Origin of the sequence: Pseudomonas sp. Y24-6, from assembly GCF_020295325.1 — a bacterium.
Lineage (GTDB): Bacteria > Pseudomonadota > Gammaproteobacteria > Pseudomonadales > Pseudomonadaceae > Aquipseudomonas > Aquipseudomonas gregormendelii.
Genome location: NZ_JACBXG010000005.1, coordinates 258,597 through 284,632, shown reverse-complemented (window position 1 = coordinate 284,632; position 26,036 = coordinate 258,597). Strand labels below are relative to the sequence as shown.

The following is a 26,036-nucleotide window of genomic DNA, read 5'->3' as shown; positions in this document are numbered from 1 at the left end:
CCCTGAAGCCCGCGTAATTGCGGGCTTTTGGCTTTTTGGGTCTGGCAAATTCTGGCAGCTTTGTGCATCAGCCTGAAACAACAAAACCCGCATTGGCGGGCTTTGTTGTTTCAGGCGAAGACGTTGATCAGAAGTCGTAACGCACGTTCGCAGTGAAGGTGTCGGCGTCGAAACCACTGCTGGTCAGGTAGTTGTACGTTCCTCCCACACTCCACGCACCCACGCGGTAGTTCGCGCCCACTCCCAGCTCATAGCTGTCGCGCGCCGGTGTCGCGCCTGTGGTGGTGAACGGGGTACCGCCGAGCACGAAAGTGGAGGTGGTGGCGGCCTTGTCGCCGATGAAATCGTGCCAGGCCATCAGCTTGGCTTGCGGTTCCAGGCTGCCCACACCTACGTCAAAAGCAGCTGCCAGACGGGCACCCAGGCCCATTTCGCCGATTTCATAGCGCTGGCTGCCGACGTCGAGGGCGGCTGAGCTACCTTTTTCACGGTACGAATCCATCGATACGTTGGCATAGCGCGCACCGATCTGTGGTTCCAGCAGCCACTGCTTGTCGAGCTGGAAAGTATAGCCAGCCAGTGCGTTGACGCCGAAGATCTCACTGTCGTAGTCGGCTTTGGCGCGGGTACCGGCGATGTAGCGTTTGGACTCGTTGTCGTTCCAGCCATACATCAGCGAGGTGTCGACAAAGAAGTTGTCACGAGCCCAGTTGCCGTACAGCGTCAGTGCATGGCCGCTGACGTCGGTTTTTTTGCCCAGATCGGATTTGACGTCGCTGGTCAGGTAGCTGTAAGCCAGGCCCACCGTGGTATCGGCGTTGAGCTTGCCGTCGGCACCCACGGCGATGCCGTTGGTATTTGCGTCGTAGCCGTCGACACCATGGCGGGTGTCCTGGTTGGCATCGCTGGACAGTGCTTGCATCCATACGCCTTGTTCTGCCAAGACGTCACCGGAGGACAGACCGCTACGCGCTTTGCTGGCGCGGCGGTTGATGGCACTTGCGACCAGGTTCTGGCTGTTGGTGGCGGCGTTGATGACTCCACGGCTGACGTCCGGGGTCAGAGTTTCGGCAAGTTTGGCCAGGTCTTCACTGGTGGCTGCGTTGGCGAAACTCTGGAATACCGGGTCGCTTTCGTCCATCTGGCCCATGACCGTGTTCTTGACCGGCTTGATGGCGTTTACCGCGTTGCCCGAACCACTGGCACCCTGCAGGTCTTCCGTGATCACCTCATCACTGCGGGTGGCAACCAGTGCTTTCACGTCCTGGCCTTCAATGCCGAAGTTCCTCACCTCAAGCAGCGCCGATGAGGAAACCACGGACAGATTCTGCGGGTCTTCCCAAGTGCCAGAGTTGATGAGGGTGTAGCGCGTGCCCTGGGCTGACGTGCGGAAGTCGTCGGTTCGAGCCTGCAGTTCGATCTGGCTACCTGGAGAGAAGAAAGTATTACCGGTGACTTTCAGGATCGGCGTATTGGGCAGTGTGTTGTTATCCAGCAGCAGGCGCAGGCGCGCTGTTTCGCTGTCCATGTCGAGGTCGCCCACGATCGTAGTCTGCGGGCGAAGCAGCGTCAGGCGGCCACCGTCGATATCGACGAAACCGGCGCGGATGGTCGAGCCATCGAACATCGCGTCCCCTTGTACCAGTACACCACTCAGGCCCAGCAGGTCACCCTTGACCTGGCCACCTTGCCAGTAGAAATACGAAGGGGAGGCATTGTCGTCCGCCAGAATTGCTGCAGTGCCGCCTTCGATCAGGCCGCCTGTCTGCCTGATGGATAGGGTGTCGAAACCGCCGGAGGTGTCAAGACTGCGAAAGCGGATACCGACCCCGTCAGCGGAGATAGTCCCGCTGTTGTTGATATCGCTCTGGAAGGGAGCGCCTGTCATCTGACCGGTAAAGCGTGCCTCTTCGATGTCGATACCCACAGAGTCGATGCCGCGCGCGGTGATAGTGCCCGAGTTATTGATGCGCGCCTGGGTCGAGGTTATCAGCATGCCTTCGGCTTGTTCGCCAGCCACAGTGATGTTGCCGTTGTTGTTCACTTCACCTGCGATCTTCGCCAGATACAGGTCCAGGCCGACGACGGCGTTGCCGCTCACCGTAATGTCGCCATTGTTTATCAGGTCGCCACCGACGTTGGAATTGAGGGTCATGGCGATACCGGACGGGAAGTCGGTGGGGTTCGCAGCCGTCAGGTTAATTTTGCCCTGGTTGACCAGGTTACCCGCCAGGGTCACGTTGATCAGCTCTACACCTGCGTTTTGCGACGTCCCGGTGAAGGTGGCGTTATTGAAAACATCACCGGAGCTGCTGTATGCCCCTGTGCTCAGGTCGTGGTTGAAGTCGGGTGCGGGTGCGGCATGGACCGTGGCAGTAGTAGTCGCGACGGACAGCGCCAACAACGAGCGGCGCAGGTGGGAAATGTTCAAGGCAGTATCCTTACAGGGCAGAAACCGGCAGGGAACAACCCACGCGTCAGCGTCTGTTTTAGGCATCCCTGCCAGCTTGTCAGTGAAGTGCTGATTCAAGCGCGCTCAAATTTACACGATGCTTGTAGGATAATTCATCAAAAAAAGAACAAATGACGAGAAAATAGCTAAAAAATGTGACGCTACAGTTGTTTGTTTAGGCTTTTCGGGGTTATTCAGCAATAAATGGAACTTTAGGGTCGCAGTTGCGGTCGCGCCCGGGTCAGGCCCCAGGGGGATAGGATTCGGATGTTTTAAACGAACCTGCCCACCCTGAGTTTCATGATTTTAATGTGCCAACGGAGTGTTAGCCCATCGGCTCCATGTCGCTTCCCACCCCTTATCATGGCTTACTCTTAGTACATGGACGCACTGGGAGAGCGGCGAGCCAAGCGCCTGTTGGTACCTGTCAGCTAAACTACCTGGAATAATCAGGTCTGCTTCTGCGATGAGATGACGCTGGGGTAATAGGGCGAGTCGATTACGATAGTCCAGCGGATCCAGTGAACCGTTGAGTGGCGACAGTCCTTTCATCTTCGCCCACAGACGTGGACTGAGATTGCCAGCAAGGGTTTGCACCTGGGTAACATCATTGCGCTGCGCCGCTAACAATAATGCGAGAGCGGCGCCACCTGAATACCCCACTAGTTCGAACTCCCTATTGCCATATCGCTGTTTTAATTGATCCAGCGCCTGGCTGAGGCGGGTGACCACTTCCTGAGAAAATCGTCGATTGGTCCAGAGTGCTGATTGACAGGCTGCGGCCATGACGAACTGGCAGGGGCGTGCCAGGTACGTATTCGGTGTCGGATCATCGACCGCCAACCGTGGCACTAACAGATTGTGTGGGCTCGGATCCAGGCTGGGTTGAGTGGCCGTCGCCCAGGAATGGCCATCGCCTTCCAGGTAGACACGCAGGCGAGTCATCTTTTCTGCAGTTTGCGGCGCAAGTAACAAGAGGGGGAAGGCGTGTCCCGGCAGGACCTCCAATTGTCGGCCGTGCTCATCAGCCAGTTGTTGCAGTGCCTCGCGCGGCGATTGGCAGGCGATGAGAAGCGCGCTGATCGTCACCATCCAGGCTTTAGAGAGGCCGGTGCGACAGCAAGGAAAGTATCTACTCATCATATGTCATAGTGCACCATTGCCAATGGAGGCCTCGGCAGGTTACACCAGTGTGGTGCCGTACAGTCCGTTGCGCAGATCGTTCATTACCTGCTTTCTTTTGCTGATGGGTTACCGGCGGCCTTCGCACACCGGTGATTCTCCGATGCGGCCTTCCTTGCACAGGTCAATGTTATCTGTGCGCTTGAAACCGGAGTCTTTCATGCAATAAAACTGCGTGAGTACCTGGTCAATCGGCGTCGTGTCCCCCGTCCCTGTCAGGTTGGTATAGCCGCATGCGGTCATAGCGCTTTTAACACCCTCTTGCGAGACCCCGCTTTTTTTCCAATTGGTAAATTCCGGGGGAGGCGGTTGAAAGCCCCTTCCCGTGCAGCCAACCAGTAACGCAGCGCAAAAACTCAACAGCAGGTTCCTGGTAAACATGGCGTTCTTCCTTATGGTTTGACTCGGGTTAATGTGAGACGCCGTAGGGTGAATCTCTCCAGAAGGGCTTGCAAGCGGTCCTGCCATCGTCATAGCAGCTGTGCGCTGTTTTATCGCCGTCCAGTACTTCGGTCATTGGATCTTGAGTAAATATTATAAGGTCAGTGTGGTATCGACAGAGCGGTCAATTCCACAGCAGCACCGATAGAGTACAAGGAACTTTTACTCTGCAAATGGCTCCATACAGTCCTTCTTTTAGACGGTTCAGGGATTGAATGAAAATTTCTTTGGCGTTTCCGTTAGCAATCACTTTCGCTCTTATCATGACGGGCTGCAGCAGCCGTGAGTCGGGTGACCTTACTTCAGAGCCGGTAGTTCCACTGGCCATGAATGACCATCAAGCAAGCGTGACTTTCCGTACAATAGGCGGCGAGGGTGATCGTCCTGTCAGTTATACCTACGGGTATGCCAATGCTGGATTTGTGAGCGCGGGTGAACGGGTTTATGACTCTGCTTACTTCAAGCGTGTACCGGCTTATCTGAAGAAAATCGCAGGTGGTACTGACAGCATCAGTAAGCTGGTCGAGGCGGACAAAACTATGTACGTGCAAGGGGAGGTCAAGGACAAACCGTTTACCTTTAACGGTATTCCCATGCCTACGCCGTTCGACAAGGAGCAGCCTGTTGCGCAGCAATTCACGCCGCAAGCCAAGAGGAATTATGTGGTTGAAACCGTGATCGCCGACACCTGGGTCATGAACGTGTACGAAGTCTCCGCAACGGGTGAACGCAAAACCATTGGCGTTCCAAAAAGAGATGCCGGCGCAAACTGACCGCGCAGGGATCTTGGAGAGGCAAAGATCTTTTTCGGCTAGGCCCGCCTCCGGCTGCGGCCATCCGCCGCGCCGCCCTTACTGTTTCTCAACTGCAGGTGTATCGTATTCGCCTTTTACCGGCCCCCGGGCCGGTGCAGATAAGTGAGGTAGCTGAGTTCATGTCCTTTACCCGTCGCCAAATTCTCGGTGGCCTGTCCGGTCTTGTTGTCGTTGGTCTCGGAGCGGGTGGCGCCTCGCGGTACTGGCTGGGCAAGATGGCTGACGCCGACGCGGGTCATGACTACGAATTGATTGCGGCGCCACTGGACGTCGAACTGGTCCCTGGGCACACCACCCAAGCCTGGGCGTTCGGCCCTTCGGCGCCGGGCACCGAGTTGCGCGTGCGCCAGGGCGAATGGCTGCGAGTGCGTTTCATCAACCACCTGCCGGTCGCCACGACTATTCACTGGCACGGCATCCGCCTGCCGCTGGAGATGGACGGCGTGCCCTATGTGTCGCAGCTCCCGGTTCTGCCGGGTGAGTATTTCGACTACAAGTTTCGTGTCCCCGATGCCGGCAGCTACTGGTACCACCCCCACGTAAACAGCAGCGAAGAACTTGGCCGTGGCCTGGTCGGCCCGCTGATCGTGGAAGAGCGCGAGCCTACCGGTTTCAAATATGAAAAGACCTTGAGCCTGAAGAGCTGGCACGTCGATGAAGAGGGCGCGTTCGTTGCATTCAGCATCCCTCGCGAAGCGGCCCGGGGCGGGACCGCGGGGCGCCTGTCGACCATCAACGGGGTGTCACAGGCGGTGATCGATTTGCCCGCCGGGCAGATCACCCGAGTGCGCCTGCTGAACCTCGACAACACCCTGACCTATCGACTGAACATTCCCGGCGTTGAAGCGCAGATCTACGCGCTGGATGGTAACCCCATCGAACCGCGCCCGCTGGGCAAGGAATACTGGCTCGGCCCGGGCATGCGCATTTGCCTGGCGATCAAGGCGCCTGCCGCGGGTGAAGAGTTATCCCTGCGCAACGGCCCGGTCCGCCTGGGAACATTGCGCTCGGTGGCCAACGCCGACACGCCGGGCCAATGGCCCCCCGCACTGCCGGCCAACCCGGTGGCCGAGCCGGACCTGGCCAATGCCGAGAAACTCAACTTCAATTTCGAATGGGTGGGCTCGGTGTCGGTGAACGTCGACAACGGCAAGCCGCCGAGCCTTTGGCAGATCAATGGCCAGGCCTGGGACATCACCGATAAAACCTGCGCCGACCGGCCGATTGCCAAGCTCGAAAAGGGCAAGAGCTACATCTTCGAACTGAAAAACATGACCCAGTATCAGCACCCGATCCACTTGCACGGCATGAGCTTCAAAGTGATTGCCTCAAACCGTCACAAGGTCATTCCGTACTTCACGGACACTTACCTGCTGGGCAAGAACGAGCGCGCACAGGTGGCCCTGGTGGCGGATAATCCCGGCGTGTGGATGTTTCATTGTCATGTGATCGACCACATGGAAACCGGCCTGATGGCCGCCATCGAGGTGGCGTGATGCGGCACATTCGTCCTGCTGCAATCATCGATCGCAGCCGTGACCAGGATTTCATGCGCGAGGCGCTGGCCCTCGCGGCCCAGGGCGCGGCATTGGGAGAGGTGCCCGTCGGTGCGGTGCTGGTGCAGGATGGAGAAATCATCGGTCGTGGCTTCAATTGCCCGATCAGCGGCAACGACCCCAGCGCCCATGCCGAGATGGTCGCGATCCGCGCTGCGGCATTGGCCGCCAGCAACTACCGCCTGCCCGGCAGCACGCTCTACGTAACCCTTGAACCCTGCAGCATGTGCGCGGGGTTGATCGTGCATTCGCGGATTGCGCGGGTGGTGTATGGTGCCCTGGAGCCCAAGGCGGGGATTGTGCAGAGCCAGGGGCAGTTCTTTACCCAGGGTTTTTTGAATCACCGGGTGTTGTTTGAAGGCGGGGTTTTGGCGCAGGAGTGTGGCGCAGTGCTGAGCGAGTTCTTCAAGGCGCGCCGGGCCAAACCCTAATCACCAATCCCCTTGTAGGAGCGAGCTTGCTCGCGATGGTCGTCAACGAAAACGCTGGGAGCCTGATTCCCCACGGCGCTCTCGAGTTCATCGCGAGCAAGCTCGCTCCTACAGGGGGAAGTTTATTTGCGGGCTACGATGACGGCACGCATCGGCGCCGGCAGGCCTTCGATCGTCTTGCTGTGATCCTCTGGATCAAGGAAATCGCTCAACGACTGATACTTCATCCACTGCGTCCCGCGCTGTTCCTCGACAGTGGTCACGCTCACATCCACGCACTTCACTTCGGTGAAACCGGCGCGGCGCAACCAGAGCATAAGCGCCGGAACCGACGGCAGGAACCATACATTGCGCATCTGAGCGTAACGGTCTTCGGGTACCAGCACCTGCTGCTGATCGCCTTCGATCACCAGCGTCTCCAGCACCAGTTCGCCACCCTTGACCAGGCAATCCTTCAGCGCCAGCAAATGCTCGATCGGCGAACGGCGGTGGTAGAACACGCCCATCGAAAACACCGTGTCGAAGCCTTCCATGTTCGGCGGCAGGTCTTCGAACGGAAACGGCAGGTGCCAGGCATTCGGTTCGGACAGGTAACGCTGCACGGCCTGGAACTGGCAGAAGAACAGCCAGTTCGGATCAACGCCAATCACACTGTCGGCACCGGCGCCGAGCATGCGCCACATGTAGTAGCCATTGCCGCAGCCGACATCGAGGATGCGTTTGCCCTTCAAATCCAGATGCGGCGCAACCCGCGACCACTTCCAGTCCGAGCGCCACTCGGTGTCCACGTGCACGCCGAACAAATCGAACGGCCCCTTGCGCCACGGTGACAAACCCATCAGCGCCGTGCGCATCTGCGCGCGGGTTTCGTCGTCGCAATCGGTGTCAAGGGTCAGGCCGTTGAGCAAATCGACTTCACTCGGCTGGATCTTCGGCAAGGCGTCCAGCGCGCTTTGCCAACGCTCCAGATCGCCATGGCCTTTTTCCATTTTCTTGTCGAGCTGGGCTTGCAGCGTGTTGGCCCAATCGGCCAGCGGGGTGCCGGCGAGACGGCGGGCGAGGGGAGACAGATCAATCATGGCAAGGCAATCAACGAGGCAAAGTTAAGACACTGGAACCACGGCACGACTTTCGAGAACCCGGCCGCGAGCAGGCGCTCCCGGTGTTCTTCGAGGCTGTCGGGCTTCATGACGTTTTCGATGGCGCTGCGCTTCTGGGCAATCTCCAGCTCGCTGTAGCCGTTGGCGCGCTTGAAGGCGACGTGCAGGTCGGTGAGCAGCGCATGTTCTTCAGGATCGTTGAAGCGCAGTTTTTCCGACAGAATCAGCGCACCTCCCGGAACCAGAGCCTGGCGGATACGCGCGAGCAGCGCGGTGCGCTGCTCCGGGGCGATGAATTGCAGGGTGAAGTTAAGCGCCACCACCGAGGCCGGCTGGAACTCGAGCGCCAGGATGTCGCCTTCGATCACCTCCACCGGCAGCAACTCCTGAAACATCGAGTCCTGGCCGTTGAGGTATTCGCGGCAGCGTTCAACCATGGCCACCGAGTTATCCACAGCGATCACGCGGCAGCCGTCCGTGCGCACGTGCCGGCGCAACGCCTGGGTCACGGCACCGAGGGACGAGCCCAGGTCATAGAGCACGCTGTCGGGCTGGGCAAACTGCGCGGCGAGCACTCCGAGATTCTCGACGATGGTTGGGTAACCCGGCACCGAGCGCTTGATCATGTCCGGGAAAACCCGCACCACATCCTCGTTGAAGGCGAAGTCAGGCACCTGGGCCAACGGCTGGGCGAAAAGACGATCGGGTTCTTTGCTCACGGCGGTTCCAGCGGCATGGGTGGAAAAGGCCGGCATTTTAGCCAACTTGGCGTGGGGATGCGCGGGTTGTCTGATAAACCGTAAATCAAAGATCGTCCGAACGCGGCCCGAGCCTTCGGCCGCTCCTACCCTGGAACGCAACCCCTTTAGGAGCTGCAGGCTGCGATCTTTTTCTCAGGCGCGGCGCGGTTCGGTAGCGAACGCCGAAGCCGCAATCCCCCACTGCCCCAACCAATAGCTCAGGATGATCACATACGGCGCCGCCTCGAACGGCATCACGAAGCGACTGATGCCGATCACGCTATCGGAAAACACGAACGCCACTGCGCCGGCCGCCGCCAGCAGGGCCGAACGTCGCGGCACATCGGTGCCCAGGCGAGCCAATGCGCGCCAGAGCATCGTGCTGATCGCCAGACCGTAGACGATCACCGGGATCAGCAAAGGCCCCAAACCACTGGCAATCAGAATCCCTAACAACAGGGCACCGACAACCAGGGCCAGGATCAGTGGCATCACCGCCCACCGGCGGCAATCACTCAGATACGCCTTCAGGTACGCCAGATGCGCGACCAGAAAGGCCCCGAGACCAAAAACGAACAAATCCATCGGCCATGCCAGCAACACATCGCCCAGCAGGGAGAAAATCAGGCCGAGGCTGATCCAGCGGCGATACTCACTGGGCGGCGCATCATGCAACCAACCCAGCAGGGCCAGTATTGGCATTGGCTTGACCAGCAGACACAGCAGCGTGGCATGCACGCTGAGGCCGTACAGGAACGTCACCGCACCCATCAGCGCCAGAATCAGCCAGCCCACGGTCAGTTCACCGAGATCGCGCAGTCGAAGGTGTCTACCGGCAACACTTCAGGTGCCCAGGGTTGCTGGGAGGTCAGGCGCAGGCGTCCGGTGCCGGTGGCGAAGGCCTGGAAGCGCCAGGTCGAAATCCCGGCGGAGCCTACGATGCCGGCGTCTTCAGGGTTGCTGTACACCTCGGGGCCGAGGGCGTGCAGCACGCCGCCAGCCGAGTCCTGAATCGCCCAGCGGTAGCCCGTGGTCGGGTTGCTGGGCAGCGTCACAATCAGGTTCTGCCCGTTATGCAGCTTGGCCGGGCATTGGCTCTGTTTTTCCACGGTCAGGTTCTGGCCCGGTTGCGAGGAGCAGGCGGCAAGCAGAGCGAGGGTCATGGGAACAAGCAGGCGAATCGGGGACATGGGCTCAGCGGCTCCGGCGGTGACGACGAACGGCGAGCATAACTGAAGATGAGACAAAGTGTGACAGTCGCTCGGAGGCGACCAGGAAGAGGGCGGCGTCGCTGCCGACGCTATCGCAGGCAAGCTCGCTCCCACAGGTTGGTTGCAATCCCTGTGGGAGCGAGCCTGCTCGCGATGACGGTGTTGCAGGCGTTACTGGATGATCAGAACAATATCTTCGCCACATCCGCAAAACGCTTGGCAAAGTGCACGGTGATCCCGTCTTTGAGATAGTCCGGCAACTCTTCAAAACTCCCACGGTTAGGTTCCGGCAAGATCAATTCGAAAATCTTCTGCCGACGCGCCGCAATCACTTTCTCGCGCACCCCGCCAATGGGCAGCACGTGCCCGGTCAAGGTCAGTTCACCGGTCATTGCCACGCCTTTTTTCGGCGGCTGGTTGCGCGCCAGGGACAGCAGGGCGCTGGCCATGGTTACACCCGCGCTCGGGCCGTCCTTGGGCGTGGCGCCCTCTGGAACGTGCAGGTGCACAAAGGCTTCGTCGAAGAACTTCGGATCGCCGCCGAAAGACTTCAGGTTCGAGCTGACGTAGCTGTAGGCAATCTCAGCCGATTCTTTCATCACATCGCCCAGTTGCCCGGTGAGCTTGAAGCCACGGTTGAGCGTATGGATGCGGGTCGCCTCGATCGGCAAGGTCGCACCGCCCATGCTGGTCCAGGCAAGGCCGGTGATGACACCCGTACCGGATAGCACTTGCTCGTTGCGGAACACCGGGTGACCGAGGGAGGCTTCGAGGTCTTTCGGGCCGAGCTTGATCACCGCTTTGGGTTCGTCGATCAGCTTCACCACCGCCTTGCGCACCAGTTTGCCCAGTTGTTTTTCCAACTGGCGCACCCCGGCTTCACGGGCGTAGCCATCAATCAACGCTTTCAGCGCGCTGTCGCTGATGGAAAGGCTGCCCTTGGATACGCCGGCTTTTTCCAGCTGCTTGGGCCACAGGTGACGCTTGGCGATGGCGATCTTTTCTTCGGTGATGTAGCCCGACAGGCGAATCACTTCCATCCGGTCCAGCAGCGGGCCGGGAATTGAATCCAGGGTGTTGGCGGTGCACACGAACAGGACTTTGGACAGGTCCATGCGCAAGTCCAGGTAATGGTCGAGGAATTCGACATTCTGTTCCGGGTCCAGGGTTTCCAGCAGCGCCGAGGCCGGGTCGCCCTGGTAGCTCTGGCCCATCTTGTCGATCTCGTCGAGCATGATCACCGGGTTCATCACTTCGACGTCTTTGAGCGCCTGCACCAGCTTGCCCGGTTGCGCGCCGATGTAGGTGCGCCGATGGCCCTTGATCTCGGCTTCGTCACGCATGCCGCCGAGGCTGAAGCGATAGAACGGACGACCCAGGGACTCGGCGATGGATTTGCCGACACTGGTCTTGCCCACACCGGGCGGGCCGACCAGCAGCACAATGGAGCCACTGATCTCGCCTTTATAGGCACCCACGGCGAGGAATTCGAGGATGCGGTCCTTGATGTCGTCCAGGCCGGCGTGGTGTTTGTCCAGCACCTTGCGGGCGTGCCTGAGGTCCAGTTTGTCCTTGCCGTAGACGCCCCAAGGCACCGAAGTCGCCCAGTCGAGGTAGTTGCGGGTGACCGCATATTCCGGCGAGCCGGTTTCGAGAATCGACAGCTTGTTGATTTCTTCGGCAATGCGCTTCTGCGCTTGAGCCGAGAGCACTTTGCCTTCCAGGCGCTGTTCGAACTGTTCGATGTCGGCGCTACGGTCGTCCTTGGTCAGGCCCAGCTCCTGCTGGATGACCTTCAACTGCTCCTTGAGGAAGAACTCGCGCTGGTGTTCGCCAATCTTGCGGTTCACCTCGGCGGAGATTTCTTTCTGCAGGCGCGCGACTTCGACTTCCTTGCGCAGCATGGGCAGGACTTTTTCCATGCGCTTGAGCATCGGCACACAGTCGAGCACTTCCTGCAGCTCGTTGCCGGTGGCGGAAGTGAGGGCGGCGGCGAAGTCGGTCAGGGGGGATGGATCGTTGGGGCTGAAGCGATTGAGGTAGTTCTTCAGCTCTTCGCTGTACAGCGGGTTGAGCGGCAACAGTTCCTTGATCGCGTTGATCAGCGCCATCCCATAGGCCTTGACCTCGTCGGTCGGCTCGGTGGGCTGGTGCGGGTATTCGACTTCCACCAGATAAGGCGGGCGGTGGTGCTTGAGCCAGGTGCGAATGCGCACGCGGGTCAGGCCCTGGGCGACGAACTGCAGTTTGCCGTTTTCGCGGCTGGCGTGATGCACCTTGACCAGCGTGCCGTAGAGCGGCAGGGCCGAGGTGTCGAAATGGCGCGGGTCTTCCTGGGGCGTGTCCATGTAGAACAGGGCCAGGGAGTGGTGCTCGGATTTGCTGACCAGATCCAGGGTTTCAGCCCAGGGTTCTTCATTGACGATGACCGGGAGTACCTGGGCCGGGAAGAAGGGGCGGTTGTGGATCGGGATGATGTAGACCTTGTCCGGCAGGTTCTGGCCGGGGAGTGCGAGGCCTTTGCCGGTGGAGTGGTGCTCGGCGTTCTCGGGGTCCGCGTACTCGCTCGGGTCTTCAGGGAATTCTTGCTGGTCGCTCATGGGGCACCTGCGCAATGGGATATGGGTCTTAGATGGGGCAGGTAGGGGGTGGTTTCAATGGCGAGGGATATTTCAGGGTATGTGTTCAGTGTTTTGACAGCATGGAATCTTCGAATGCCGGACGAACCCCCCGTAGGAGCTGCCGAAGGCTGCGATCTTTTGATCTTGATTTTTAAAGTCAAAAGATCGCAGCCTTCGGCAGCTCCTACAGTAGAACTTCAGTGGCCTCACATGGCTACCGGGGCACAAAAAAGGCGACCCCCTCACAGGGGTCGCCTTTCGTTTCCCGCCGCTAATACTTACTCGGACAGTTTATAAGCAATGACGTAGTCACCCTGCCTGGTGCCCAGCGAGCCATGACCGCCGGCCATGACCAGCACGTACTGCTTGCCGTCCTTGCCGGTGTAGGTCATCGGCGTGGTTTGCGCGCCGGCAGGCAGGCGGCCTTCCCACAGCTGCTTGCCGTTCTTCACGTCGTAGGCACGCAGGTACTGGTCGAGGGTGCCGCTCAGGAAGCCCACGCCACCGGCGGTGACGAAGGTCCCGCCCAGGCTCGGAACGCCCATGCTCAGCGGGATCGGTACTGGCGAGCTGTCACGCACGGTGCCGTTCTTGTGCTTCCACAGGACTTTCGAGGTGGTCAGGTCGATCGCTGCCACGTAGCCCCAGGCCGGTGCCTGGCACGGCAGGCCCATTGGCGACAGCAGGGCTTCCAGGACGACGCCGTATGGCGCACCTTTGTTTGGCTGCACGCCTTCGGTTTCGCTTTTACGCGGGCCTTGGGCAGCGATTTCGGCGGCCGGGATCATTTTCGATTTGAACGCCATGTAGCTTGGGTTCACGAAGGCGATCTGGCGCACCGGGTCCACCGAGATACCGCCCCAGTCGAACACGCCGAAGTTGCCTGGATAGACGATCGAACCCTGCAGCGATGGCGGCGTGAACGGGCCGTCGTAGCGCATGGATTTGAAGTCGATCCGGCAGATCAGTTGATCGAACGGGGTCACGCCCCACATGTCACGTTCCTGAAGCGGTGGTGGCATGAGGTTCAGGTCGGATTTTGGCTGCGTCGGCGAGGTATGGTCGCCCGCAACAGCGCCTTGCGGTACCGGCACTTCGTTGATCGGCACGATCGGCTTGCCGTTGGTGCGGTCCAGTACGTAGATGCTGCCCTGCTTGGTGGAGGCGAGCACCGCTGGCTTGACGCCGTCAGCGGTTTTCAGGTCCATCAGGGTAGGCTGGCCACCGACGTCCATGTCCCACAGGTCATGGTGGGTGAACTGCATGTGCCAGCGCACCTGGCCAGTGGCGATATCCAGTGCGGTCAGGCCGGCAGCGTGCAGTTCCGACTCAGGAGTACGATCGCCACCGAATTGGTCTGGGGTCTGGTTGCCCATTGGCAGGTAGAGCATGCCGAGTTTTTCGTCGACCGCGAACATCGACCACATGTTTGGCGAGTTACGGGTGTAGACCTGGCCCTCGGCAATCGGTGTGGTGTCGTCCGGTTTGCCGCTGTCCCAGTTCCACACCAGCTTGCCGGTGTGCACGTCGAACGCGCGGATCACGCCGCTTGGCTCGTCGGTGGAAACGTTGTCGGTGACGTGACCACCAATCACCACCAGGTCTTTGGTGACCGCGGGTGGCGAAGTGGAGTAGTAACCGCCGGCATTGAAGCCGCCGATGTTGGCGCTCAGGTCGACCTGGCCACCGTTACCGAAGTCTTCGCACATCTTGCCGGTGTCGGCGTTCAGGGCGATCAGGCGGGTGTCGGCAGTTGGCAGGAAGATGCGACGCGGGCAGGCGTTGCTGGCCGGCGCCGGGCTGGCAGTACCGGTCGGGCTTTGCTCGGACGCGTAGACGGCGTCGTCGTGATACGACACGCCGCGGCAGGTCATGTGCGCCCAACCCTTGAAGTTCGCCGCGTTCTGCGTAGAGAGCTTCGGATCGAAACGCCAGATTTCCTTGCCCGTGTCCGGATCCAGAGCGATCACTTGGCTGTGTGGCGTGCACACATACAGCATGCCGTTGACTTTCAGCGGGGTGTTTTCCGCAGTGGTCTCGCCTGGATCGTTCGGCCCCGGGATGTCACCCGTACGGTATTCCCAGGCCGGAACCAGTTTGTGGGCGTTTTCCGGGGTGATCTGCGCCAGTGGCGAATAACGATCACCGTGGGCGCTACGGCCGTAGGAGTTCCAGTCACCGTCTGGCATGGCCGGGGCGGTGTTGGCCATGCCCGGCACGCTGTCGCGGTCCAGTTGGCCCTTGATTTCACCCGGGTTGGTAAACTGGCTGGCCAGTGCGGTTGCACCGGCGATCACCACGGCCACGGCCAGAACGCCGGTGGTCATGGGGCCCGTGCCCTCGCGCAACATCGGACGGCGGAACCACGGCAGCAACATCACGATGCCCAGGGCAAACAGCAGCGCCAGGCGTGGCACCAGTTGCCACCAGTCCAGGCCCACTTCCCACAGCGACCAGACGGTGCTGGCGAACAGCACCAGTGCGTACAGGCTCAGCGCAGCACGTCGTGCAGCGATCAGCAGCGCGCCGGTCAGCGTCATGCCGATACCGGCCAGCAGGTAGTAAAGCGAGCCGCCCAGCATGCTCAGCTTGATTCCCCCGGCCAGCATGGCCAGGCCCATTAGCAAAAGCAGAATGCCGAGCAGAGTCGGCAATAGACGGCTTCGACTCAAAGCACCATCAGTGCTCATAGTGTGGTTCTCCGTGACGTTTTAAGTAGTCCCGCGCAAGTTCACTGTAGATGACGATCTGGCGTGGGCATGGTTCAGATAAAAAACGGCCCTCTGCAGGAGCGAGCTCGCTCGCGATGGTCGTTAACGATGACGCTGGGTGCCTGGTGCCCTGCGGTGTTCTCGGGTCCATCGCGAGCAAGTTCGCTCCTGCAGTGGGGTTAGGGTGTTGTTTAGAACGAAGACTGGATCTTGATCCCGCCAATCAGCGCGTCATCGACCTTGTCCACCCCACCCGGGTGGCGGATGTACTGCAGGTTCGGGCGCACGGTCAGCCAGTCGGTAACGTGCACGCCGTAATAGAGTTCGGCGCTGTATTCGGTGTCCTGCGGCGGCAGGTAGGACGGATCGTCGAAGTCGGACACGGCGCGGGCCTGGTTGGTCGCCTCGGCGTTCTTGCGATAAGCCGGGTTGACGTGCACTCGCGCCATGGCGAAACCGATATCGTCCTTGGCCCGTGCATCGAACAGGCCCTTGTAGACGACCCCGGCCTGGACGTAGTTGTCGATGGCGTTGGTCTTCTTGTCGTGCATCGTGCCGTTGGCGAACACGCTCAGCCCCCGGGAGTTGTCACTGGCACGGCTGGTCAGTTGCTGCTGCACGCCAAGCCACAGGCCATGTTTACTCGAAGCGCTGCGGTAGGCTTCACCACTCAGGGCTGCCGGCTGGCCATTGCGGTCCTTGTAGGCATCGGTGGCCTTGGCATTGCTGTAGTAATAGCCGACGCGGTACTCGCCTGGCAGGCCGTTGACCTTGGGTGACCACACCAGCTCCACCGGCAGGATCGCACCCTGGGTGCCGCTGCCACTGAGCTTGAAGCCATTGTTGCGGTCCAGGTTGGACGGGTTCTGCTCGTACGCCCCGACCTGCGCGTACAACTCTGGCGTCAGGTGATATTTGACGCGCAGGGCCCACTGGCTGACCGGCCAGTTGTACCAGATACCACCGACCCAGTTGCCGACCTGGGAGCCGCAGAACGCCAGGTTCTGGAAGTCGCACGGGAAGCTGTTGAAGTCTTCGCCTTCGCCGAAGCGGCCGGCCTTGATGTCGAGCTTCTGGTCGAAGAATTTCTGCTGGTACCACATTTGCGTCAGACGCCAGGTCTGCCCGCGTCCCCAGACTTCCTGGGCTGAAGTGAAACCACCGACGCGCGGGTCATTGATGCGGTCGTTGCTGATGTTGTTGCCACTGCGTTCGGTAATAGTCAGTTGGAACTCGGCGTCGTTCCAACCCAGAATTTTTTGCAAATCCAGGTGCGTGCCGAGCCCGAACTGGTCGCTGTAGCGCGCGGTGCGATCGTGGTCGTAGCCGCCGTGCAGGTTGCTGCCCATTTCACCGGTGTAATCGACTTTGAAGTCGTAGCCTTTTTCCGCAAGCTCGGTGCGGCTGCCGTTCCAGTCCCCCAGCATCCAGGGCGATTCGCTGTCGAAGGCGGGCGCGGCCTGGGCACAGGTCGCCAGGCTCATCGCAGTGAAGCCGCCGATCAGGTGGAGCATTTTCAGGCGCGCAACAGGCGTGCAGACAGCGCTGTCTTGCGAAACGTGCAAATCGGGCATGGGAAAAATTCTTTGATCTTTTTCTGGGGATGAACTGAAAAGCGCAAGGGTTGAGCAGGCAGCGGAAGCGTTTCAGCCGGGACTGGCATAAGGATAATGTTCTGTTACAAATAGAGAAAGCGCTTTTGCTGAGATGCAGCCTTTCGGATTTGGTAACAGTCGTGTGCGACCCCTCGTCGCAGGAATTAAACAGGCACAAAACATACCCTGTGGTAGCGCTGCTCAGATATATCCAGGCCCTGGTATCCGCACCGGATGCGGTCACCCGGCGCATCGCGAGTCAGGCGCGTACGCAAAACCGTAGGAGCTGCCGAAGGCTGCGATCTTTTCTGGCTGGCCTACAGTTAACTGAGTGCTTTCACCAATCGAAGCCCTCGGCTAAGGTGCGCGGCTTCTTTATTCTTTCTTCGCGCAAAGGCCCGGCATGACCGAACAGAACAACAATCCGCTGCACGGCGTGACCCTGGAACAGATCCTCAATGCACTGGTCGAGCACTACGAGTGGTCGGGGCTGGCCGAGCGTATCGATATTCGCTGCTTCAAAAGCGACCCGAGCATAAAATCCAGCCTGACTTTCCTGCGCAAAACCCCATGGGCCCGGGAGAAGGTGGAAGGTCTGTACGTGAAATTGATGCGCACCAAGCGTCCACTCTGAACATGCCAGGCCGATCGACGCCGGGATCTGCCGCGAGGCGCCGTTGTGTGGCCGTGGCGGCGGTGCTGGGCTGGGTCGGTTTGAGCGTTCAGCTGTACCTGATTCTCGGCTCACGCTGGAGCCTCGGTGCCAGCCTGGTGGGCGGGCTGATCAGTTTTTTCAGTTATTTTACGGTGCTGAGCAATACCTTGGTGGCTGTGGTGCTGACCTGTGAACTGACGTCTCGCGAGTCGGCGGCCCGCCGCTGGTTTTTGCAGCCGTGGGTCAGCAGCGGGGTGGCGGTGAGCATCGCCGTGGTCGGTATCGCCTACAGCCTTTTGTTGCGCCATCTCTGGCATCCCGAAGGCTGGCAGTTGCTCGCCGACGAGTTGCTGCACGACATCATGCCGCTGCTGTTTCTGACCTATTGGTGGTTCTGCGTGCCCAAAGGCAAGTTGCGCCTGCGGCACATTGGCCTGTGGGTGATTTACCCGATGATTTACTTCGCGTATGTGCTGTTTCGCGGACATGCGTTGGCGGTGTATCCCTATCCGTTCATCAATGTGGACGCGTTGGGTTATCCACAAGTGTTGATCAACGCCTGTGGAGTATTAGCCGGGTTCGTGGGGGGCGCTTTGATCGTTTTGTGGTTGGATCGGCGTCGCTAGCGGCCAACGTTGATATTGATTTTGAGTTTGTGCCAGACACGAGCACTCCCAGCGATAAAAATTTAACTAACAGTTCGTCCATCACTCGGATCTGTGGGAAACACTCTGTCATTGTATGTGCTCCATCTTGAATTCCTTCAGCGCCCGGATCAACGCGTCCAAACTGTCGTAACGCTGTCCGTTCGCCGAATTCCAGGTCGCACGACTCACATAATACCTGCCTTGAGCATCGAGCATTACCGGCGTGCGGTAAATCTGTTGGTCCCTGGAGCGATGTACGATCACCTGTTTTCCATCCTGCCCTTGCTCGATCAGGAATTGGCCGGCATATGCAAGTTTCTGTTCAATAGACTGCGCCGATTGCGCCTGCCTCAACGCATTGCTTGGAGCAGTTGCCAACTGCAAGAGATAGTCGCCCTTGAGGAGAATCTCCTTCCTACTGCCCCCCGTTGCTACACTCAGGAGCTCACCCGTGTCATACGCGGGTGAGCTCTCCATTCCCGACTGCACGTCTGTCACACGCACGCCAATGCCCCCGTTCAACTCGGCTACGCCGGGCACGTTTTGGTAAGTATTGGAGTGACTATTGCCCACCAGCGCAATCCACCTGTGGTGGCCCGCGACTGCCTGATGTTTTTGGATAATTCGGGAAGCGACGTAATTCATCATTCGCTGGCGACTTGTGGGTTTCTGGCCTGGAAAGCCTTCGAGTCTATAACTCGCGGCGCAATCGATGGCGCGCACTTCAATGCCGTTTTTCTGCGCCTCGAACACTAGTTTTTCAAAGGTATAGATCCCGGCAGGATCGGTTCTGTGCCCCTTGTCCTGCATCTTTAAGTAACCACGCAAGGAGTCGCTCATGCGCCCGTTCTTGAAGAAACCTTCCAGATCCACTGGGTGCATATCGCTTAGTAAGTGCTCCATGTATAGGGTCTTCACATCATGTTGACCAAGCCAGGACATGTTATCGATAATGAATTTCTTGCTGGCAACCGAATGATGCGTTTCGCCAATAACCACACCATTTGTGTGGTCATACAGTTTTTGCAGAAAGTCGGCGAGGCTGGTTTGTGATGGTATGGCAGGTAGCGTCGGGCGTGGGGGAAGCTCAATGGACATTATCGCCTCGGCGTCCTGTTGCACCTGGCGTCGAAGTTTGAAGAACTGAGTGCGCACGGCTTCCTCCTTCACCTTCTCGGTTCCATAGTCTTCATGCAGGCCGTGTTTGTCGACCAACAACGCATGTAAGGTACTTATGGACTCGGCCGGCATTTCGTAGTTTTCAACGGTCAGTGATTGAGGGGGGGCATCAGGCGCAGTGTCAGCGACCTTGACCTTGCTTTGCTTCTTGCCGCCGCCCAGCAAGCCCCCCTCATCGGCCCGCCAGTGCCCGTCGTGGTAGCGCACCGGTGCGCCCTGCCCCTGAGGCCGTTGCGGATCACGCACGCGCACCGTCGCCCAGGCATTGTCCGAATACACCTCGTATACCTGGACCTGGTCCTGGTAGCGATCCTGGATATAGTGCTCGCCGTCATGGCTGTAGAAGGTGCCGGCCGGGGCCTTGCCCGGGCGCTGGGGCAGCATTGACAGGTGCGACGCCGTCAGGTCTTTGCGCGCCAGGATCTCGTTGAGCCGCCCACCGGTGGTAAAGGCCGTGTTGTGTTGCTGGGCCATGGCCCGCGCAGTTTCATGCACCTCGGTGGCACTGCTGAAGTGCGACTTGCCGGCCCAATTCAACAGCCGGGTAAGCCTGGACGCGGCCAGGCCCCCGCCGACATCCAGTGCATCCAGACCCAGGAACGCCACGTCCATCAAAGCGTCGTCGAGCCTTCCACGCTCGAGGTGGTGCAGCGCACTGCCAACGTCATGCCCCATCAGGCCCAGGGTGAGCGCGGCGCAGGGCACCGCCGCGGTTCCCATGCTGCTCGCGATGCAGATCCCGCCGGCCGCGCCCCGCAAGCCCTTGAACGCTTGCTCGGTTATCATCTCTTTGCGGCTGGTGGTGGCCTCGCGAACATTGTCGATGCCGTCTTGTAACCACTGAGTGCCGACGTGCCAGCTAAAATCGTCGATGGGTACGCTGGGCTCCCCGGTGTCGCGCTGGCCGCGCTGAAACGCCTCGACGATCTGCTTGTCCCTAATCAGGGCGCGTGCCTGCAAATCGTCGTAGTACAGGCCGGGGGTTCTTATCAGTTGCAGGTAGTCCGAGAGCTTGTGCAGTTCGAGGCCGTAAGGCCCCAGCAAGCACACGTAATCGCTGCGCAGTGCTGCAGAGAATCGCTGCGCCGTGGCGCGCTGGCGCAGCGACAATACCAGTACCTCAGGAATCCGCCGTCCGTTGACCTGGAAGGCCTGCAGGATGGCCTGAGCCGTGACCGTGCTCGTGAGCACACCGTCCACCAAGGCCTTGAACGCCTGGGCGGTGTACGGGTCGAGTAAGTCGTCGAGTCGCGCCTGGGCCACTGCCACCTGAATTTGCTGCTGGTACAGTTGGACGTTCAGCTCGCGCAATCGCTGCCCGATCGTATTGTCGGGCCCAAGCCATTGCTCCAGGCCCTTGAGGTACTGATCGCCGGTGTAGGTGCCGCGAAAACGCTGCTGGACGTCTTGATTGAGGCCCGGGGTGCCCAGTGCCCGGACCACGGCTGGATCGTCATGCTCGAAGCGGGCATCGGCAAGGAAGTTGTTGCTGGCGCCGAACACATTGTCGCCGTGTTTGCGGTAGCCTTCCAGAACCCAGTCTGTCCAGCTCAGGGTCTGGCCATTGAAGGTGATCAGGACCGCGTCGGCATCGACGGTGACATTGGTCGCCAGCCCGCCCTTATCCTGCAGGAGCTCGGTCACTGCCTTGCTTTCGGTGCGCCGGGTGAAGGTGCGCAGCGGCGGTACGAACTCGTCGACGAAGGCGGTTACCTGCTGTTGGGTGAGCGCAAGCGCGGCCGTTTGCGCGGCGAGGTCCGGGTTTGCGGCCAGCCTTTGCAGCCGTGCCTGCTCGCTGACCAGCCGCGCCCCGGCCCACCCTCGAAGCTTGTCTTGCAGGCTGGCGCCGGGGTAGGTGTGGACCTGCAAGTGTTCAGGTGTCCACTGATCCGGTCGCTGCCCCAATGTAGCGAAGGATCGCTGTAAAGCGCGCCGCTGTGCGGGCGGAGCGGCCTTGAGGGCCAGCTCCGGCAGTTGCCTTTGCGTGGGAAGGCCCATGGGAGAGGCGGAGCGTACAGGGCCTGGCGTTGCCGGTGGCCGGACCTCGGCGTACAGGGACTGGCGCATACGCTTGAGATCCAGGTACTGGAACATTTCCTGCTGTGAGCTGAACGCCTGCACCCGATGCTCGGCTGGACGGTACAGCACCACTCCGTCCTCCTCGCCCCTGGCATCACGTCGGACAAATAACTGCCATTGCGCCAATGGCACCGAGACGGCATCCCCCCCCTCGCCGATGGACAGTTGCAGGCTGCCGACAACCACCTGCGGTTCGTTGTTGAGGGCCGCCATCATCACGGCCAGTCCGCCCATGTACGAGCTGCCAGGGCTCAAATCACCCTTGAGCCGGCTTTTCAGCACGGCCAGTTGCAGCTCGCTTTGATTGATCTCGGCCATGGCTTGCTGCAGCGCGGGCCGTTGCGCTTCGAACTGCGCCAGCGAGTCATACTTCAGGTCAGCCAGGCGCTGGTAATACCCCGTCAGGGTCTGCGCGGTTGTCATCCACAGCGCCTGTTCGCCGGCACTTGCGTTGTGCAGCCAGTGCCCGGCCGGCAGTCTGCTCAACAGATCACCCAAGACCGCTTGCTGCAACCACTGATCCTGCTGTTGCGCACCCGCCGATGCCTGATCGAGCAACGCGATGACGTCCTCGGCCAGGACCCTCTCTGCTGTCTGCGGGCCCGTCCCGGCGGCGCGCCGTTGACGCACAGGCGCGTGTTTTTCAAGGGCATCGAATTCGTCGAAGTCAGCGTCGACCGTGGGCGTAGCAAGTTCCACCAGCCGCGCCAGCGACTCGCCAAAATCCTGGTGCAGCAGGGCGCTGACGCGAGCTTGTCGCGCATGGGCATCGGGGGCGGCACGCATTGCCATGAGCGCGTCCCAGGTGGACATCAGCTCACCCTCGGGTGTGAGGTGCCAATGGTTTTTCAGCTCATCCAGCAAGGTTTGTACAGGGGGTGGACGCGGTGCGAAGCCCGGCTCGCTGGCGGGCGAAATCAGATCGGGACCACCGGTCATGGACTGGAAGAGGGCGTTGGCGCCCGTGACCAGGGCGACGCTGGCGGCGCCAATGCCCAGGCCGGTCCCCACTGCTGGCCAGTGCCGGCCTTCTGCCGCTACTGGCGCGGTGGTCGGTTGGTACACCGCGCTGGGGTCTGGATAAAGCGGCGTCTCGACATCTGTCTTCTCGTGCACGTCGGGCGAGCTGGTTTTGCAGAGCAAGCTGACGGTAGCGCTGACGACATGGCGAGCAGCGTATTGTACGGCCTGCAGGATGCCCGTCGGCCGCGTCACGGCCGAGGTGGCTGGCGGCTCGGTAACGCCAGGCGTCAAGTCGTGCCCCCTGCGCCGTATGCCGCCTTGTTCGAGCCAGTGCTTGTCGGTATTGCTCCGCGCTCGTGCACCAGGGTTATCAACCGCATGCGTTATCTCGGGCGGCACGGACGCATGGTGTAACCAATCATCCAGCGAACCTAGCGCCGGTTGCGTGTACTGCTTGAGGCTTGCGCAGTTGCTCGCCAGACGACTCAGCTCCTGCAGGGTGCGCGTGGCCTCAGATGAGGGGCTGCCGACATAATCGCGTAGCCAGCCGGCGAACTTTTCCTGACCCCAGTCGAGCGCCGCCGCAGCCATGAGGCTCACTGGAATCAACGGCGTCGCCATGCCGCAGAGGTTGCTCAAGCCGTAAAACACCGCGACCGGGGTCTGCACCCCCTGTTCCAGCGCTTGATTGACGCCCTCGAGAAACTCGCTGACCGTGGAGGCTTGTTGCAGTTGGGACCAAATCGACGGCCAGTGTTCACCGAGGGCCTGCGCACTGATCGGTCCCTGGCAATAATTGCGCAGTTGCCTGGCCACCGCCGTGGACGGCAGGCTGCAGTGCAACAACCAATGGCCGATGTGCTGCGCCATACCGACAGGCAGCTGCACCAACCACTCCTGGAGACACAGCCGCTGATTGAGCTGGTGATACGGAATCAATTTTCCACTGGCCGACGCCGACGTTTCGACTTGTCGCAACCAGTCTTCCAGGCTCGCCTGTTTCGGGTCGAACAGCGCGGGTAATTGCCGGTGATCGGTACAGCCATACTGGCGACTGTTCACCTCCATTTCGATCACCTTGCCCTGGATCAATGCCAGGTAATTGAGCAACAGGTCGCTGGCCGGATCGCCGTCGCGGTAAGGTCCGGCCTGCCACACCGCATCGCGCTGGGCTGGCGTCAGCGAGCCGTAAGCCTCTTCCATGGGCCGCCCGCTGTGCAGCGTCATGGCCATCGCTTCGATAACGCCAGGGGGCTGCCCCGCCGTGTGCGGCAGGGCTTGCAAATGCGCCATGACACGGGCCTGTAGCGTCGATTGCAGATGCGGGTGCAAGTCCGGCGTCAGCAGCAATACCACCAGCCCCTCGCGTGCCCGCCCTGGGGCCGGCGGGGACCACGACTCCCCGTGACTGGTCGTCACCAGCGGTTCCATCTGCAGATCGGGCTCGCGGATGCCTTGCAAACCCGCCGCCACGCTGGTGTAGGCCCTGGTGACGCCGTGGCTGACGGTGGCGGCTATTTCTGCGACAGGAATGCTCGGGCCTAAGGCGGAAATACTACCCATGCGGCGCTTCTCCATTGATTGGAATTCTGACCCTGAGGCGTGCTCAATTCGCCAACCCCTGCGTGACAGGGGAGGAGCGCTCAGGTCGCGGCGAGGTTGCCGCGCGCCGGGGTTATCGCTTGCTGATGAGCCGACGACTTGCACAAAGCGCGCATTGAGCGGGTCGCAGGCGGCCTGCTGATCCAGGCCGGGCGCCACGGTTGGCCTGCAGGCAGCGCATAGCAGGCGCGGGGCAGGATTGGCTGGAGAAATGCCGGATACATGAGGACAATCTTTTCTTGCGCCCCGGAAGCAATCCCCGGTAGGGCTGAACAGGTCAGCGACGCCTTGACGACGGGGTTATCTGTCGCCCTGCGCGAACTTCATTCATCAACCGTGTCGTCCAGCCGCCAGTAGCCCGCCGCCTTGACGAATTGCTCGTCCAGCCCGTGCTCATCCAGCAGCACCCGGCGTATCTGCCGCGACACCTTGCTCTCGGTTGCGACCCAGGCATACAGGTTGCCGGTGGGCACCTTGATCTGCCGCACAGTGCTCAGCAGGTGGTCCTTGCCACCCTCGCGCAGCACCCAGATCACATTGATCTCGGCGGCGCTCTGCAGCACTTGCTGCTCCTTGCCGTTTTCCACTTCGATGATCACCAGTGCCCGCCGATTGGCCGCCAGGCCCTCGAGTCGCCTTGCAATGGCGGGCAGGGCAGTTTCGTCGCCGATCAGCAAGTAACTGTCGAAGATGTCCGGCACGATCATCGAACCCCGTGGCCCGCCGATGTGCAGGAATTGCCCCGGCCTGGCCTGCTCGGCCCAAGTAGAGGCAGGGCCGTCGCCGTGCAGGACGAAGTCGATATCCAGCTCGAGGGCATTAAGGTCGTAGCGGCGCGGGGTGTAGTCACGCATGGCCGGCATCGGGCCGTTGTCCTTGCCTGCGCCGAGCACCAAGGTCTCCATGGCCGACTGCTCGGCAGCGTTCTGCGCAAACAGTAGCTTGACGTGGTCGTCGGCGCCCAGGCTGACAAACCCTGCCAATTCAGGCCCGCCCACGGTGATGCGGCGCATCCTCGGGGTCAGGTCCACTACGCGCAGGACTTCCAGACGGCGACGTTTGATTTCATGCATCACACGGTGAATCGTTTGGGTATCAACTGCGGTCATTCGGCTTTCTCCTGTACGGGTTGAACGGCGGGGCCATCGACGATCGCTTTGGCGGTGTCGTTGAGCAGCGCACTGACGCGCTGGATCTCCTGTTCGCTCCAGCGTCCGTGATGCAATTGCAGGGCGTGGCGCAAGTTATGCACCGCCTCGTGGATCTGTGGTGGACGATCATGGCCGCGCAGCGAGCGCTTGCTCACATCGATGCGCGTGCGCACCCCGTCCAGGGCAATCGCTTGCTCGCTTAAAGACATACGTCCGGCGTCGGTCACGCTGTAGCGTTTTTTCCCGCCCTCGGCATCGCCAGCGATCATTTCGCTTTCTTCGAGGAAGGTCAGGGTCGGGTAGATCACCCCGGGGCTGGGGCTGTAGGCGCCATCGAACATGCCTTCGATCTGGCGAATCAGGTCGTAGCCGTGGCAGGGCTGTTCGGCGATCAGCGCCAGCAGCAGCAACTTCAGGTCGCCCGGGGCGAACACCCGTGGGCCGCGCCCGCCGCGCTCGCGACCAGGGCGTTTTTCGAACCCGTCGCGGCCATCGCCATGTTCGCGGTGGGGGGAATGAGGCTCTCTCATTTTTCTTCTCTCTGTCGTGTTTAGATAGAGCGTAAGATATATCTTATGGAGAGGCAATGGCGGTCGACAAACGGTCGCCTGGGTAAGACGCGATTAACATCGCCCGAAGCCGGAGTGTTATCGATCGGGTGAGATGCCCGATAACGTTGGTTGAAGGCTATCAGTGAAATAGCGCTATATTTCCTGGGGCGCAGGACTTGTCTATTGTGCGTCTTCTTCAAAAAAGTTGTTTTGTAGTCCTATTCTTACGGCTATTTATAATTGCCTGGTTTCTTGTAGTATATGTCCTACATTCTATAAAGATATTTTTTACTTGGTTTTTTTCGAGCGGGGTGGATTGCGAGCGTTTATAATTTCTTGCTTGAGAACAAGCGA

At 60.3% G+C, this 26,036-nt stretch carries 18 protein-coding genes; 5 read left to right on the top strand and 13 right to left on the bottom strand.

All coding sequences use genetic code 11. The annotated features are described in order from the left end of the window. Positions 1-127 precede the first annotated feature (127 nt). The 3 genes from HYI44_RS12200 to HYI44_RS12190 form a co-directional block, all read right to left on the bottom strand. Positions 128-2,431: an autotransporter outer membrane beta-barrel domain-containing protein gene (locus HYI44_RS12200; protein ID WP_225569512.1), complete on the bottom strand. Its 2,304-nt coding sequence runs from the start codon at positions 2,429-2,431 to the stop codon at positions 128-130. 327 nt (positions 2,432-2,758) lie between these two features. Next, positions 2,759-3,595: an alpha/beta hydrolase gene (locus tag HYI44_RS12195; protein WP_082069120.1), complete on the bottom strand. Its 837-nt coding sequence runs from the start codon at positions 3,593-3,595 to the stop codon at positions 2,759-2,761. A gap of 108 nt (positions 3,596-3,703) precedes the next feature. Next, positions 3,704-4,015, bottom strand: a complete 312-nt coding sequence (locus HYI44_RS12190; protein ID WP_045058051.1) for a hypothetical protein — start codon at positions 4,013-4,015, stop codon at positions 3,704-3,706. Between the two features lie 275 nt (positions 4,016-4,290). Between HYI44_RS12190 and HYI44_RS12185 the strand changes: the two genes are divergently transcribed. The 3 genes from HYI44_RS12185 to tadA all read left to right on the top strand — a co-directional run bounded on the left by HYI44_RS12185 (position 4,291) and on the right by tadA (position 6,877). Further along, complete coding sequence (locus tag HYI44_RS12185) at positions 4,291-4,848, top strand: hypothetical protein (RefSeq protein ID WP_225569511.1); 558 nt, start codon at positions 4,291-4,293, stop codon at positions 4,846-4,848. Between the two features lie 161 nt (positions 4,849-5,009). Then, the gene (locus HYI44_RS12180; protein WP_122840711.1) at positions 5,010-6,386 is read left to right on the top strand and encodes a multicopper oxidase family protein; all 1,377 of its coding nucleotides are present in this window, start codon (positions 5,010-5,012) and stop codon (positions 6,384-6,386) included. Then, complete coding sequence (gene tadA / locus HYI44_RS12175; RefSeq protein WP_225569510.1) at positions 6,386-6,877, top strand: tRNA adenosine(34) deaminase TadA; 492 nt, start codon at positions 6,386-6,388, stop codon at positions 6,875-6,877. Before HYI44_RS12180 ends, tadA begins: the two co-directional genes overlap by 1 nt. 122 nt (positions 6,878-6,999) lie before the next feature. On the opposite strand, the gene cmoB is transcribed toward tadA, so the two are convergent. The 7 genes from cmoB to HYI44_RS12140 all read right to left on the bottom strand — a co-directional run bounded on the left by cmoB (position 7,000) and on the right by HYI44_RS12140 (position 16,834). Next, on the bottom strand, positions 7,000-7,956 hold the full coding sequence (cmoB, locus tag HYI44_RS12170; protein WP_225569509.1) for a tRNA 5-methoxyuridine(34)/uridine 5-oxyacetic acid(34) synthase CmoB: 957 nt from the start codon (positions 7,954-7,956) through the stop codon (positions 7,000-7,002). Then, positions 7,953-8,732, bottom strand: a complete 780-nt coding sequence (gene cmoA, locus HYI44_RS12165; RefSeq protein ID WP_177328525.1) for a carboxy-S-adenosyl-L-methionine synthase CmoA — start codon at positions 8,730-8,732, stop codon at positions 7,953-7,955. The genes cmoB and cmoA overlap by 4 nt, the downstream gene beginning before the upstream one ends. Positions 8,733-8,870: 138 nt before the next feature. Continuing rightward, entirely contained in the window at positions 8,871-9,512 is a 642-nt protein-coding gene (locus tag HYI44_RS12160; protein ID WP_122840714.1) for a lysoplasmalogenase, read from the bottom strand. Between the two features lie 2 nt (positions 9,513-9,514). Beyond that, positions 9,515-9,907 (bottom strand): protease inhibitor I42 family protein, encoded by a 393-nt coding sequence (locus HYI44_RS12155; RefSeq protein WP_122840715.1) that lies wholly within the window; start codon positions 9,905-9,907, stop codon positions 9,515-9,517. A gap of 203 nt (positions 9,908-10,110) precedes the next feature. Further along, complete coding sequence (gene lon, locus HYI44_RS12150) at positions 10,111-12,528, bottom strand: endopeptidase La (protein ID WP_122840716.1); 2,418 nt, start codon at positions 12,526-12,528, stop codon at positions 10,111-10,113. Positions 12,529-12,827: 299 nt separating this feature from the next. After that, a complete protein-coding gene (locus HYI44_RS12145) occupies positions 12,828-15,239 on the bottom strand; it encodes a glucose/quinate/shikimate family membrane-bound PQQ-dependent dehydrogenase (protein ID WP_225569508.1) in 2,412 nt (803 codons plus the stop codon). 212 nt (positions 15,240-15,451) lie between these two features. Beyond that, a complete protein-coding gene (locus HYI44_RS12140) occupies positions 15,452-16,834 on the bottom strand; it encodes a carbohydrate porin (protein ID WP_318653930.1) in 1,383 nt (460 codons plus the stop codon). A gap of 424 nt (positions 16,835-17,258) precedes the next feature. Between HYI44_RS12140 and HYI44_RS12135 the strand changes: the two genes are divergently transcribed. Both HYI44_RS12135 and HYI44_RS12130 read left to right on the top strand, forming a co-directional pair. Further along, complete coding sequence (locus HYI44_RS12135; RefSeq protein ID WP_225569507.1) at positions 17,259-17,489, top strand: VF530 family DNA-binding protein; 231 nt, start codon at positions 17,259-17,261, stop codon at positions 17,487-17,489. A gap of 2 nt (positions 17,490-17,491) precedes the next feature. Continuing rightward, on the top strand, positions 17,492-18,136 hold the full coding sequence (locus HYI44_RS12130; RefSeq protein WP_201149470.1) for a Pr6Pr family membrane protein: 645 nt from the start codon (positions 17,492-17,494) through the stop codon (positions 18,134-18,136). A gap of 108 nt (positions 18,137-18,244) precedes the next feature. On the opposite strand, the gene HYI44_RS12125 is transcribed toward HYI44_RS12130, so the two are convergent. From HYI44_RS12125 to HYI44_RS12115, 3 genes are all read right to left on the bottom strand, one after another. Next, on the bottom strand, positions 18,245-23,941 hold the full coding sequence (locus tag HYI44_RS12125) for a membrane-targeted effector domain-containing toxin (protein ID WP_225569506.1): 5,697 nt from the start codon (positions 23,939-23,941) through the stop codon (positions 18,245-18,247). Positions 23,942-24,303: 362 nt separating this feature from the next. After that, positions 24,304-25,089, bottom strand: a complete 786-nt coding sequence (locus HYI44_RS12120; RefSeq protein WP_225569505.1) for a siderophore-interacting protein — start codon at positions 25,087-25,089, stop codon at positions 24,304-24,306. Then, positions 25,086-25,661, bottom strand: a complete 576-nt coding sequence (locus tag HYI44_RS12115; protein ID WP_225569504.1) for a PadR family transcriptional regulator — start codon at positions 25,659-25,661, stop codon at positions 25,086-25,088. The genes HYI44_RS12120 and HYI44_RS12115 overlap by 4 nt, the downstream gene beginning before the upstream one ends. Positions 25,662-26,036 lie beyond the last annotated feature (375 nt).